Annotated in this window: 13 protein-coding genes; 10 read left to right on the top strand and 3 right to left on the bottom strand. The window is 62.8% G+C overall.

Translation table 11 applies throughout. From position 1 onward, the window contains the following. Positions 1–130: 130 nt before the first annotated feature. Positions 131–721: an HD domain-containing protein gene (locus tag C8J30_RS04295; RefSeq protein WP_110804488.1), complete on the bottom strand. Its 591-nt coding sequence runs from the start codon at positions 719–721 to the stop codon at positions 131–133. 127 nt (positions 722–848) lie between these two features. Here C8J30_RS04295 and ahcY point away from each other — a divergent pair, with 127 nt between their 5' ends. Together ahcY and C8J30_RS04285 are read left to right on the top strand one after the other, a co-directional pair. Then, positions 849–2,240: an adenosylhomocysteinase gene (ahcY, locus tag C8J30_RS04290; protein ID WP_110804487.1), complete on the top strand. Its 1,392-nt coding sequence runs from the start codon at positions 849–851 to the stop codon at positions 2,238–2,240. 175 nt (positions 2,241–2,415) lie between these two features. Beyond that, positions 2,416–2,757 carry a DUF2853 family protein gene (locus C8J30_RS04285; RefSeq protein ID WP_110804486.1) on the top strand — a complete coding sequence of 114 codons (342 nt, stop codon included), beginning with the start codon at positions 2,416–2,418 and terminating at the stop codon, positions 2,755–2,757. On the opposite strand, the gene C8J30_RS04280 is transcribed toward C8J30_RS04285, so the two are convergent. Then, a complete protein-coding gene (locus tag C8J30_RS04280; RefSeq protein ID WP_110804711.1) occupies positions 2,758–3,369 on the bottom strand; it encodes an enoyl-CoA hydratase/isomerase family protein in 612 nt (203 codons plus the stop codon). 109 nt (positions 3,370–3,478) lie between these two features. Here C8J30_RS04280 and C8J30_RS04275 point away from each other — a divergent pair, with 109 nt between their 5' ends. The 8 genes from C8J30_RS04275 (at position 3,479) to C8J30_RS04240 (ending at position 12,364) form a co-directional block, all read left to right on the top strand. Next, positions 3,479–4,987, top strand: a complete 1,509-nt coding sequence (locus tag C8J30_RS04275) for a DUF2125 domain-containing protein (protein WP_181420768.1) — start codon at positions 3,479–3,481, stop codon at positions 4,985–4,987. Between the two features lie 63 nt (positions 4,988–5,050). Then, on the top strand, positions 5,051–6,397 hold the full coding sequence (locus C8J30_RS04270; protein WP_110804484.1) for a TldD/PmbA family protein: 1,347 nt from the start codon (positions 5,051–5,053) through the stop codon (positions 6,395–6,397). Continuing rightward, positions 6,384–7,193, top strand: coding sequence for an inositol monophosphatase family protein (locus tag C8J30_RS04265; protein ID WP_110804483.1), 810 nt, complete (start codon positions 6,384–6,386; stop codon positions 7,191–7,193). Before C8J30_RS04270 ends, C8J30_RS04265 begins: the two co-directional genes overlap by 14 nt. 102 nt (positions 7,194–7,295) lie before the next feature. After that, complete coding sequence (locus C8J30_RS04260; protein WP_245909706.1) at positions 7,296–8,051, top strand: transglycosylase SLT domain-containing protein; 756 nt, start codon at positions 7,296–7,298, stop codon at positions 8,049–8,051. Next, positions 8,051–10,138, top strand: coding sequence for a flagellar biosynthesis protein FlhA (flhA, locus tag C8J30_RS04255; protein WP_110804481.1), 2,088 nt, complete (start codon positions 8,051–8,053; stop codon positions 10,136–10,138). Before C8J30_RS04260 ends, flhA begins: the two co-directional genes overlap by 1 nt. Beyond that, complete coding sequence (locus tag C8J30_RS04250; RefSeq protein WP_110804480.1) at positions 10,135–10,911, top strand: flagellar biosynthetic protein FliR; 777 nt, start codon at positions 10,135–10,137, stop codon at positions 10,909–10,911. Before flhA ends, C8J30_RS04250 begins: the two co-directional genes overlap by 4 nt. Then, the gene (gene flhB, locus C8J30_RS04245; RefSeq protein WP_110804479.1) at positions 10,908–11,996 is read left to right on the top strand and encodes a flagellar type III secretion system protein FlhB; all 1,089 of its coding nucleotides are present in this window, start codon (positions 10,908–10,910) and stop codon (positions 11,994–11,996) included. The genes C8J30_RS04250 and flhB overlap by 4 nt, the downstream gene beginning before the upstream one ends. Before the next feature lie 56 nt (positions 11,997–12,052). Further along, entirely contained in the window at positions 12,053–12,364 is a 312-nt protein-coding gene (locus C8J30_RS04240; RefSeq protein WP_146227861.1) for a hypothetical protein, read from the top strand. A gap of 44 nt (positions 12,365–12,408) precedes the next feature. Here the strand turns inward: C8J30_RS04240 and C8J30_RS04235 are convergent, their stop codons facing one another. Next, the gene (locus C8J30_RS04235) at positions 12,409–13,314 is read right to left on the bottom strand and encodes a ParB/RepB/Spo0J family partition protein (RefSeq protein ID WP_110804477.1); all 906 of its coding nucleotides are present in this window, start codon (positions 13,312–13,314) and stop codon (positions 12,409–12,411) included. Between the last annotated feature and the right edge of the window lies 1 nt (position 13,315).

Raw genomic sequence — 13,315 nt, 5'->3', positions numbered from 1 at the left:
GCCGGTCAAGGCATTTTGGGGCCACAAGTGAAGTAAAGGAGATCCGTGATGTTTCGGATTCTTGGAGAAGTGATGGCTCTGGCCATGGGTGGCTATGCCCCCCGCGCCCGCAACGCTGGCGAATACAAGTTCAACCGCTGAGGGCACTCAGCAAGGCATGGTGGCGCGCGGTAAAATCTGCGCGCACCTCGGGCGGGGGACGCAGGCGGATCGCCAGACCCCGCACAAGGACAGGATCGGGCTTTCCAAAGATCCTGTCCGCCTCGGCCTCTGAAAAACCTGCGATCTGTTCGGCCTCGAGCCGGGCTGAAACCGTGTCTGCCGCCTTGATCGCCTTCTTGATCGGGGCGGGCAGCACGGCGGGCAGGCCAAAGCGCAGATGCACCGCCGCCGTCAACCGCGCATCCAGCTCCCCATAGTCAGCCCCGATTGCCGCCTTGACCGGGCTGATCATGTCGCCGAGCACATATTCGGGCGCATCGTGCAGAAGCGCCGCCAACCGCCAGCGCAGATCGATGCCGGGATTGGCGCGGGCGAAAAGCTCTTCCACCAGCAGCGAATGCTCTGCCACCGAATAGGCGTAATCGCCGAGCGTCTGCCCGTTCCAGCGCGCGACGAAGGCCAGGCCGTGGGCGATATCCTCGATTTCGATATCCATCGGCGTCGGGTCGAGCAGATCCAGCCTGCGCCCCGAAAGCATCCTCTGCCACGCCCGTTTCATCGACTTTCCCCCGTTTTGCCCCGTGCTAGCCAAAGCGAAAGGGTCTGTAAACGTCGCAGGTTGGGTTCGTTGCGCCAAGGGGCTCAAGGTGCTATGCAACCGCCGACTGAAATTCGAGGAGCGCCCGATGGCCGATTACATCGTCAAGGATATCAAACTGGCCGAGTTCGGCCGCAAGGAACTGGACATTGCCGAAACCGAAATGCCGGGCCTGATGGCTTGCCGCGAGGAATTCGGCAAAAGCCAGCCGCTGAAGGGCGCCCGCATCGCCGGTTCGCTGCACATGACGATCCAGACCGCGGTGCTGATCGAAACGCTGAAGGCGCTCGGCGCCGACGTGCGTTGGGCCTCGTGCAACATCTTCTCGACCCAGGACCACGCCGCCGCCGCCATCGCCGCGGGCGGCACGCCGGTCTTTGCCGTCAAGGGCGAGACGCTGGAAGAATACTGGGCCTATACGGACAAGATCTTCCAGTTCCCGGAAGGCACCTGCAACATGATCCTCGACGATGGCGGCGATGCGACGCTGTACATCCTGCTCGGCGCCCGCGTCGAAGCCGGGGAAACCGATCTGATCGCCACGCCCACCTCGGAAGAGGAAGTCTGCCTGTTCAACCAGATCAAGAAGCGCATGGTGGAGACCCCCGGCTGGTTCACCCAGCAGCGCGAAGCGATCAAGGGCGTTTCGGAGGAAACCACGACGGGCGTGCATCGTCTTTACGACCTGCACAAGAAGGGCCAGCTGCCCTTCCCGGCGATCAACGTGAACGACTCTGTCACCAAGTCGAAATTCGACAACAAATACGGCTGCAAGGAATCGCTGGTTGACGGCATCCGCCGCGCCACCGACACGATGATGGCGGGCAAGGTCGCGGTCGTCTGCGGTTATGGCGACGTGGGCAAGGGCTCGGCGGCGTCGCTCCGCGGGGCTGGCGCCCGGGTGAAGGTGACCGAAGTCGATCCGATCTGCGCGCTGCAAGCCGCGATGGACGGGTTCGAAGTCGTGGTGCTGGAAGACGTCGTCGCCGACGCCGACATCTTCATCACCACCACCGGCAACAAGGACGTGATCCGCATCGAGCACATGCGCGAGATGAAGGACATGGCCATCGTCGGCAACATCGGCCATTTCGACAACGAAATTCAGGTCGCTGCCCTGCGCAACCACAAATGGACCAACATCAAGGACCAGGTGGACATGATCGAGATGCCCTCGGGCGCGCGGATCATCCTGCTGTCCGAAGGCCGTCTGCTGAACCTCGGCAACGCCACGGGTCACCCCAGCTTCGTGATGTCGGCCAGCTTCACCAACCAGGTGCTGGCGCAGATCGAGCTGTTCACCAAGGGCGCCGAGTATCAGCCCGGCGTCTACATCCTGCCGAAATCGCTCGATGAAAAGGTGGCGCGTCTGCATCTGAAGAAGATCGGCGTGAAACTGACGACGCTGCGTCCCGATCAGGCAGCCTATATCGGCGTCACCGTCGAAGGCCCGTTCAAGTCGGACCACTACCGCTACTGATCCTGCCTTCATGGGCAGCAAGCGGGGCCTTCGGGCCCCGCTTTTCGTTGGCCCTGCCCGATCGGCAAAGACGCGCCGCAGCCCGCGCGGATCCGGGGATTTCCCTTTGTTTCACGACGAACTCCCGCCTAGGCTTTGCGCGGGACGAAGCGCGCCGACACGGGAGAAAAGGACGATGGGCAAGCGGGACGCATTGATTGCGAAATATGCCGAGGATTTGCAGGGCAAATGCGGCATAACCCCGGACATGGCGCTTTTGGAAAAGGTCACGATCGGCTGCGGACCAGCAATCTACGATCCCGATGCCGAGATCGTCGCAGCGACGCAGAAATCCGAGATCGATCACATTCGACGCAATTTTCTGGGCAAGAAACTGGGCCTGCCCGAGGGGCCGGATCTCGACGATGCCATCGATGCCGCGATCGAGACCTATGGCCGCTCGGAGCCGCGCAAATACCGCGCGGTGATCTATTACATGCTGGTCCGGCATTTCCGGAAGGAAAGCCACTACCTCTGATCAGATCAGCGCCTTGATCGCCGCCACATGCGCAGGCTTGGCGGCGGTCACATCGGCGACAAGCGCTGCCAAGGTCTCTTCCATCGCCTCGGGGGCGACGATCCGGTCGATCAGGCCCCAGGTCAACGCCTCGGCCGCCTCGATCTTTTGGCCTGCCATCAGGATCATCTTCGCCCGCGCCGGGCCGATCAGTGTCGCAAGACGTTTCGGATCAGAGGGTTGCGGCAGGAAGCCCAGCTTCATCACCGGATAGAAGACCTTGGCCTGCGGCACGGAAATCCGCAGATCGCAGGCCAGAACCATCCCCATCGCGCCCCCCGCAAGCGTGCCGTTCAGCGCCGCGATGGTGAGACACGGCAGCGCCGCGACCGCCCCCGAAAGCCGCTCCCAGACCGGATCGGTGGCAAGACCTGCGTGGGCTTCGTCCAGATCGGCCCCCGCCGAAAACACCTTGCCCGTGCCGCGCAGCACAAAAGCATGCGCCTCGGCACGGCCTGCCGCCTCGGCCGCATCGGCGATCTCGGACAACATTGCACGGGTCAGCGAATTCGCCTTTTCCGGCCGGTCGATCGTCACCGTAAAGACGCCCTCGGCCGATTTCACATGGATCATCTTCCCCTCCGCGGTCAGCTTTCCCAAGGGTGTTAGCAACCCCATTGCCCCTTGACCATTACTGATGTGCAGCGGAAGGTGGCGCAATTCCTTTACCCACGAGGTCCCCATGGCACGGCTCACGTCCGCTGGCACAACCACTTTCATCGCGCTTCTGATGAGCTCGACGGCGGCACTCGCCGACGTTACCCCGGAGCAGGTCTGGGAAAGCTGGCAAAAACAATATTCCGCTTACGGTTTCACCGTCACCCCCGGCTCGGTCGAGCGCGATGGCGACGTTCTGACGATTTCCGATCTTGTCCTGACGAACGAGACCACCACCGAGATCGGCACAGACAAGACGGTTTCGAAAACCGTGCTGAACGTGCCCTCGATCCTGCTCGAGGATCTGGGCGACGGGACCGTGCAAGGCACTGTCGATGGCGAAATCGACGGCACCAATGAAACGACCGACGCCACCGGCAAATCCGAGACGGCAAAGATCAAGATCGACAAGACCGATGCCAGCGTCGTGATTTCGGGCACGCCCGAGGAGATGTCCTATCTCGTCGACGCGCCGAGCGTGACGGCCAACATCGAGGCACAACCCGCGACTCCGGGCGGCAAGCCCGCCCTTCTGGGCATGACGCTGACCGGGCTGACTGGCACGCAGTCGATGTCTTCGGTGGGCGGTCAGGGCACCAAGGCCGATCTCAAGGCCACCGGCATGTCGCTGACGATGACCGGCACCGACCCCGAGGATGCGACCACGATCAACGCAAAGATCGACATGAAGGATCTGGCGATCAAGGGCGACACCATGATGCCCGAGGGCGCCGATGCGGCGAAACTCGGCGATGCGATCGCCAAGGGCATGCACACCAACAGCGACATGAGCTATGGCGCGCTGACCTTCACGATGGACTCGGATACCAAGCAGGGTCCGGTGACTGTCTCGGGCTCGGCCGAAAGCGGCCATGCGATCATCGCCTTTTCACGCGATGCGGTGCGCTATGCGGCGACCGGTACCAAGACCAAGGTTGACGTTCAGACCGCGGAATTCCCGATGCCGATGTCGGCAAGCATCGATCAGGGCGAGATCGACTTTGCCATGCCGCTTGCGGCGACGGCGGAACCGCAGCCCTTCACCGGCAAGGTCTCGCTGGTCGGGCTCAGCCTCTCGGATCAGATCTGGAAGATGATCGACCCGACGACGAAACTCGGCCATGGCCCGGCGACGCTGATCATCGACCTGACCGGCAAGGGCAAGGCGATGGTCGATCTGTTCTCGCCTGCCGCGGCCGCCTCGCCGGTGCCGCCCGTCGAAATCGACAGCCTCGACGTCAACAAGCTGCAACTGACCGCTGCCGGGGCCGAGCTGACCGGCGCCGGCGCGCTCACTTTCGACAATTCGATGGGCATGCCGATGCCGCTCGGCGCCGTCGATCTGAAGCTGTCGGGCGCGAACAAGCTGATGGACGGGCTCGTTGCCATGGGCGTGATGCCGCAAGATCAGGTGATGTTCGCCAAGATGATGATGGGCATGTATGCCGTGCCCACGGGGGATGATCTGTTCACCTCGAAGATCGAGTTCAAGGAAGGCGGCCATATTCTGGCCAACGGCCAGCCGATCAAGTAAGACGATATCACCGGAACAGCAAAACCGCCCGGTTTCCCGGGCGGTTTTTCACAAGGAGAGCCGATGCCCCCCGTTCTTGCCGATCTGACCGATGCTCTGCTCTCCGCCGCCCGCAAGGCCGGGGCCGAGGCCGCCGATGCGATCGCCGTCGATGGCCGCGCCGTGTCGATTGATGTCCGCGGCGGGGTGCTGGAACAGGCGGAACGCTCCGAAGGGCTGGAGATCGGCTTGCGGGTGCTGATTGGCGGGCGTCAGGCCTGTGTCTCGGCCTCCGATATTTCCGCCCGCACGATGACCGACATGGCCGAACGTGCGGTGGCGATGGCGCGCGAGGCGCCCGAAGACCCCCATGCCGGTCTCGCCGATCCGGCGCAACTGGCCCGGGACTGGGACGCTGCGGCGCTGGAACTGGCCGATCCGGGTGCGGAACCCTCGGCCACGGCGCTGGAAACCGACGCGCGCGAGGCGGAAGCCGCGGCGCTGGCGGTGAAAGGTGTCTCGCAGGTGCAATCGGCCTCGGCCTCGTGGTCGAAGCGGCTGCTGCACATGGCGGGAACAAACGGTTTTTCGGGCGGTTACGCCCGCACCTCGCGCTCGACCTCCGCCGTCGCGATTGCGGGCGAAGGCGAGGCAATGGAACGCGACTGGGCGTCCGAAGCGCGGATTTTCGGCGCCGATCTGCCCTCGGCCACCTCGATCGGGGCGCAGGCGGGCGAACGTGCCATTGCCCGTCTTGGCCCGGTGCGGCCGAAAACCGGATCCTTCCCGGTGCTGCTCGATGAACGCGTCGCGGCGAGCCTCATCGGCCATCTTCTCTCGGCGATCAACGGCACCGCCATCGCCCGCGGGGCTTCGTGGCTGCGCGACGGTCTGCATGCCGAGGTGCTGCCCAAAGGCATCAGCCTGATCGAAGACCCGTTCCGCCGCCGCATCTCGGGCTCGCGTCCCTTCGACGCCGAGGGCCTGCCCCCTGCCCGCCGCGCCATCGTCGAGGATGGCGTGCTGACCGGCTGGGTGCTGGATCTTGCCACCGCCCGCAAGCTCGGCATGCAAAGCACCGGCAATGCGTCGCGTGGAACATCGACGCCGCCCTCGCCCGCTGCGGGCAATGTGGCGCTGTCGCAGGGCACGAAATCGCGCGAGGATCTGATCCGTGACATGGGCACCGGGCTTCTGGTGACCTCGTTCATCGGCGCGACGATCAACCCGACCACCGGCGATTATTCGCGCGGGGCCGCAGGCTATTGGGTTGAAAACGGTCAGATTTCGCATGTGGTGAACGAATGCACCGTGGCCGGAAACCTGCGCGAGATGCTGCGCCGGATCATCCCCGCCAATGATGCCCGCGGCCATCTGAGCCACGTCGTGCCGTCGCTTCTGCTCGAGGGGCTGACGATTGCCGGAGCATGACGCCGCCACCGACCTTGAGCTGCTGATCCGGGCCGCCGAAGCCGCGGGCGAATTGGCGCTGCAATACTGGAAACACGCGCCAAAACAGTGGGACAAGGCCGGTGATGCCGGTCCGGTCTCGGAAGCCGATCTGGCGGTGAACGACTTGCTCGCGCATATGCTGCGCAAGGCCCGGCCCGACTATGGCTGGCTGTCCGAGGAAAGTCAGGACGACGAGGCCCGGCTGTCCTGCCACCGGCTGTTCGTGGTCGATCCGATCGACGGGACGCGGGCCTTTCTGTCGAACGAACCGGGCTTTGCTCATGCCATTGCCGTCGTCGAAGATGGCGAGGTGCTGGCAGGTGTCGTGCATCTGCCCGTGTTCGAAGAAACCTATGCCGCCGTGCGCGGTGGACCGGCGCTGCTCAACGGGCAACCGATCCGCAATTCCGACCCCGGCCCGATCGACGGCTCGAGCCTGCTGGCCTCGAAAGTCTGTGATATCGCCACGAACTGGCGCGCGGAAAAGCCCGCTTATCGCCGGTTCTTCCGCCCTTCGCTGGCCTGGCGGCTGTGTCTTGTCGCCGAGGGACGCTTTGACGCCAGCCTGACCGTGCGCCCGACCTGGGAATGGGATGTCGCCGCGGCAAGTCTGATCGCCACCTGCGCCGGGGCGCTGGTGACAGACCGCGCCGGCGGACCGATCCGGTTCAACACCCCCAGCGCCCAGATCGAGGGACTGCTGGTCGGCGCCCCCGGATTGCATGCCCAATATCTCTCGCAGCTGAGACCCCAGACCGAAGATTCTGACGTCTGATTACCGGATATAAACCTTCTCTCCCTAGCTTCAGCCTTGGCAAGAACTGCTGAATCAAGGGGGAACCCCATGCCAAGGCATTGGCGAATCGTCACAATTTTCATGCTTGGCCTCTCCGCCTCGCTGCGTCCTGCGCTGGCGTCCGAGTCGACGAAAAGCATTTCCGCCACTTGCGAACAGGTCGCCGAGTTTGCCTCGCAACGCACGGGTGTTCCCGTTTCGGTGCTGAAAGCGATCACGCTGACCGAAACCGGCAAGAAGATCGACGGCAAATTGCGTCCCTGGCCCTGGACCGTGAACATGGAGGGGACCGGGCACTGGTTCGACACGCTCGACGAAGCCCGTTCCTATGTGTTCAAGGAATTCCAACGCGGGGCCCGCAGCTTCGACGTCGGCTGCTTCCAGATCAATTACAAATGGCATTCGGAACATTTCTCGTCGATCGACGAGATGTTCGATCCCAAGGCCAATGCGCTTTATGCGGCACAATTCCTCGCCGATCTCTACACCGAGACCGGCTCGTGGAACGATGCCGCCGGGGCCTATCATTCGCGGACCAAGGAACATGCTGATCGCTATTCCGCCCGTTTCGCCGAATTGCGCCAGCGCTATCTGGGCGGCGGATCCGAGAACGACGTTTTGGCAATGAACGACGCGCCGAATGGCATGCCCGGTGACAACATTCCCGAAATTCCGGACATCGTGGCCGCGATGAATGCACCGATGACGCCGCCGAAGCCGCCGCGCGTGAATTCCTATCCGCTGTTGCGCCGCACCGGGACCGTCTCGCCGCCACTGGGAGCCGCTCCGGGTGCCAGTCTCTTCGCCATCTCCCTGAACAAGACCGAGGTGAACTGATGCCGAAGTTGACGATGTCGGCGATCTTCCAGCCGACCATCCTTCTGGCGCTGGCGCTGATGGCGGTGATCGTGATGATGATCCTGCCGGTTCCGGCCTGGGTGCTGGATACCGGCCTTGCGGTCTCCTTCGCGCTGGCGATCCTGATCTTCACCGTGACGCTCTTCATCGAGCGGCCGCTGGATTTCTCGGCCTTCCCGACGATCCTGCTTGCCTCGCTGATGCTGCGGCTGTCGCTGAACGTCTCCTCGACGAAGCTGATCATCGGCAACGGCCATACCGGAACCGCCGCCGCGGGCCATGTGATCGAGGGGTTTGCCAATTTCATCATGGGCGGCTCGGTGATGATCGGGCTCGTCGTCTTCGGCGTGATCCTGATCGTCAACTTCATCGTCATCACCAAGGGCGCGGGCCGGATGGCCGAAGTGGGCGCCCGCTTCGCCCTCGATGCGATGCCCGGCAAGCAACTCGCCATCGACAGCGACATGAACGCCGGCGCCATCGACCATGCCGAGGCCCGGTCGCGGCGCGAAAAGGAACAGGCGGAAACGACCTTCTTCGGCTCGCTAGACGGTGCGTCGAAATTCGTCAAGGGCGACGCGGTGGCGGGTCTTCTGATCACGCTCTTGAACCTTGTCGTCGGCCTTGCGATCGGGACGATCGTGCATGGCATGCCGCTGGATCGCGCGCTTGAAACCTATGCGATCCTCACCGTCGGCGACGGCCTCACCAGCCAGATTCCGGCCGTGATCATCTCGATCGGCTCCGCCATCCTGCTGTCGCGCGGCGGCGCCAAGGGCTCGGCCGATACCGCGCTTTTCGAACAGCTGTCGCGCTATCCTTCGGCGCTGATCACCGTCGCAATGCTGATGGCGGGCTTCGCCATAGTTCCGGGCCTGCCCTTCGTGCCTTTCATGACGGGTGCAGCGGTTTTGGGCGGCACGGCCTACATGGTGAAGCGCAACGCGCAGAAGAAAGCCGAACTGGAGGCGATGAAGATGCCCGATACGGCCGAGCCGAAGAAACGCAAATCGATCGGTGACGTGCTCGATGTCGACGACATTCACGTCGAATTTGCCCCGGATCTGGTGGCGATGGCGCTTGATCCGGCGACCGGCCTTGACGCGCGGATCACCAACATGCGCAACCATGTTGCCGCAAGCTATGGTCTGATCCTGCCCGAAATCCGGCTGACCGACGATGCGACGCTGGATTCCGGCTGTTATCGCATCCGCATCCAGGGTGTCGAACAGGCCAAGGACAAGCTCTTCCCCGATCGCGTTCTCGCCCTGATCACCGACAACCGCGACTTCCTGCCCGACGGCGAGGATGTGCGCGAACCGGTCTATGGCGCGCCTGCGCGCTGGCTTCCGCCCTCGCGGCAGGAAGACGCCGCGCTTGCCGGATCGACGGTCGTCAGCCCGACCGAAGTTCTGGCGACCCATCTTCTTGAGGTTATTCGTCGCAACTTCGGCCGGCTGATGACCCTGCGCGCGCTGCGTCGGCTGCTTGACGAGGTGTGCAACCTCTCAGACGCGGCGCGGGCCGATTCGAACCGTCGCCTTCTGGACGAACTGATCCCAGACAAGGTTCCAGTCGATCTGCTGCTTGCGGTGCTGCGCCTGCTTCTGGAAGAGCGTGTTTCGATCCGCAACCTGCTGGTGATCGTCGAATCCATCGCCGAAGTCCGGGGCATGCAATCACCGGAGGCGATCTGCGAACATGTCCGCCAGCGTCTGGGCTTCCAGCTTGTCGCCGAATACCGTCGCGACGACGGCACGCTGCCGCTGCTGCAACTCGCGCCGGAATGGGAAGACACTTTCGCGGCTTTCCAGGTTGCGGGCGACCGTGGTCAGACCGACGTTGCCCTGCCGCCGGACAAGTTCAACCGTCTTGCCAACAACGTCGCCGAACGGATTGCTCGTGCGGGCGAATCCGGGATATTCCCCGCAATCGTGACCTCGACGCGCCGTCGTCGCTTCCTGAAGACGGTTCTGGGCGCCAAGGGCATTCTTGCCCCGGTGCTCAGCTTCGAGGAAATCGGGCTCGACGCGCGGCCCTCGATGGTCGGGGTGGTGCAACCATGACCGCAGAACTTGCAGACCTGATGCAATCGGCACGGAGTTTTCTCTGGATCGGCTTCATCGTCTTTCTGCGTGTGGGTGGCACGATGTCCGTGATGCCGGCCTTTGGCGAGATGATGGTGCCGACGCGGGTGAAGCTCGGCCTTTCGCTCGCCTTCACCGCCATCGTGATGCCGGGGGCACAGCCCTTCGTGAATGCTCCGGACACCAGCCTGCCCGTGGTGGTCTGGTTGTTCGCGGAAATCGTGATCGGCGTTTTCCTTGGCCTAATGTTGCGGCTTTTCGTGCTTTGTCTGCAGATCGCGGGCACGATCGCCGCGCAATCGACCTCGCTGTCGCAGCTTTTCGGCGGCACCACCGGCGAACCGCAACCTGCCGTCGGAGAACTTCTCGTGCTCGCGGGCCTCGCCATTTCGGTGCACTTCGGCCTGCATGTGAAGGTCACCGAGATCTTCCTCGGCTCCTACAGGGTGCTGCCGCCCGGGGCCTTCCCCGATGCCGATCTGTTCCGGCGATGGGGCCTCGGCGGCATCTCGCACAGCTTTGCGCTCGGCTTTTCCATCGCCTCGCCCTTCGTCATCGCCGGGCTGATCTACAACGTCGCACTTGGCGCCATCAACCGCGCCATGCCGCAGCTGATGGTGACGATGATCGGCGCCCCGGCGCAGACCCTCGGCGGCCTTGCGCTTTTGATGATCGCGTTGCCGACCGGGCTTGTCGTCTGGCATGACGCCTTCGAAACCTTCCTCGCAGCCCCCTTCGAGGTGGCGCAATGAGCGAGGAAGACGACAGCTCAAAGGAATTCGACCCAACTCCGCAGAAAATCGAGCAGGCTCGAAAACAGGGCGATCTGGTCCGATCTTCCGAAGTCGCAGTGGCCGCCGTTTACGCGGCTTTCGTCGTCACGGCCCTCGCCTTCGGGAAAAGCACGCTCGAAAGCTTTGGCAGCTGGGCCAGCGTGCTGATCGATCAGGCAGATACGATCTCCAAGCAAATGCTCGGCGGCGGAACCGCCGTCGCTGGCGGTCTTCTGGTCCGGGCTGGCCTCTCTATTGCTCCCTGGCTCATCCTGCCCGGCGTTTTCGTACTGGGCGCCTTGATGGCGCAACGCGCGATCGTCTTCGCCCCCGAAAAGCTGATGCCGAAGTTCAGCCGCATCGACCCGATCTCGAATTTCAAACAGAAATTCGGCCGCACAGGCCTGTTCGAATTCGCGAAAAGCTTCGTGAAACTTGTGGTGATCTCGATCATCCTTGGCAAATTCATCCTGCGCGAACTTCCGGGAATTCTGCTGGCGCAGCAATATGACGCCCGCATCATCTCTGGTCGTTTCCCGGAAATGATCGTCGAGTTCTTGTTGCTGATGCTACTGCTTGCGGGTGTCATCGGTGCCATAGACTACCTGTGGCAAAGATTTGAGTTCATGCGCCGCAACAAGATGACGCGCAAGGAACTGACCGACGAGATGAAACAGTCCGAAGGCGACCCCCATATCAAGGCGCAACGCCGTCAAAAGGCGATCGAGATCGCAACCAAGCAGATGATCGCCGATGTCGCGAAAGCCGATGTGGTGATCGTCAACCCGACGCACTATGCCGTGGCGCTGAAATGGGAACGTGGCGCGAAGCGCGCACCAATTTGCGTGGCAAAAGGTGTCGACGAAGTTGCGGCACGGATCCGCGAAGTCGCGGCAGAGTCCGGTGTTCCGATCCATTCCGATCCGCCGACCGCACGCGCGCTTTATGCGGCGGTTGAAATCGGCAACGAAATCCACCCTGATCACTATCGGCCCGTGGCAGCGGCTATCCGCTTTGCTGAGAAGATGCGTCGTCGGTCTCGGGAACGCGGAGCTCGGAAATGAAGCGCAAAGACCTTGAGTCAATGAACGATATCGCCTCGATGATCCGGGACCGCGAGATGGCCGAACTTGCCAAGTTGAACCTGCGTCGTCTGCGCCTTGAAGCCGAACGGCAGAAGATCACGCAGGATGTGCAAGCGGCGTGGAAGGCCGGTGGAGACAATCTCATGTCGGCGCGGGCCGCGGAAAGCTTCGAAAAATGGGCCCAGATGCGTCATGCGCAGATCGACGATCTGATGGCGAACCTGCAGCCGTTGATCGACGCACAGAAGCAACGCACGGCGGCTGCGACCGGACGACACCGAAACCTCGGTGAAATCGCGCGTCAATTGCTCGAAGAGCGGCAGAAGGCGAAAGAAAAACGGCTGTGAACCGACCTCGAAAGATCAGTTCACAGCCATTCTTCAGCTGAAGATCAACCGATATGGCTCAGCGCCTGGCATAGGCGATCAAGATCGTCGAGCGTCGCATATCGAATCGTGAGACGCCCGCCTTCCGCCCCCTCATGATCGATGCTGACCGACATGCCGATCGTGGCCGAAAGATCGGCCTCGAGCGCTCGGGTGTCCGCATCCTTCTCTCTCGGTGCGCGGGAGGCTGCTGCCTTCGCCAAGGATCCAGACGCCGTCGAGCCACCATCTTTCGCGAGCCGTTCGACGTCGCGGACCGAAAGCCCCTTCGCGATCGTATCCTTGGCAAGCCGAACCGGGTCTGTTGCGGTCACCAGCGCCCGCGCATGTCCCGCCGTCAACTTGCCCTCGCGCAGGAATTCCTGCACTTCATCGGGCAGGTTCAGCAAGCGCAACAGGTTTGCGATATGGCTGCGGCTTTTCGACAAGGCCTCCGCCAGTTTCTCCTGAGTATGGCCGAAGCGATCCATCAGCTGCCGATACCCCATCGCTTCTTCAAGCGGGTTCAGATCGGCGCGCTGAATGTTTTCGATGATCGCGACTTCAAGAACCTCCGTGTCCGTGAAGTCGCGCACGATCACCGGGAGCTCATGCAATTTCGCCAGTTGCGCCGCACGCCAGCGACGTTCGCCCGCGACAATCTCGTAGATTTCGGTTTCGCGCGGATGCTTTCGGACGATCAGCGGCTGAATGATCCCCTTCTCTGCGATCGAAGCCCGCAGCTCTTCAAGCGCCTCGGGCGCGAAGGTTCGGCGCGGCTGATCCGGATTCGGGACGATTTTTTCAATGGGAACCAGGAGATCCTTGCGACGCGGAGCGGTTTCGGGCTCCACGGCCGGAAGCTGAACATCCGCCATCAGCGCAGACAGACCGCGACCAAGGCCGCGGCGCTCGGGTTTCTTGTCGCTCATG

Origin of the sequence: Rhodobacter viridis (genome assembly GCF_003217355.1) — a bacterium.
GTDB lineage: Bacteria > Pseudomonadota > Alphaproteobacteria > Rhodobacterales > Rhodobacteraceae > Rhodobacter > Rhodobacter viridis.
Note: the sequence above shows the minus strand (reverse complement) of the source record. Positions and strands in the feature narration are given on the sequence as shown.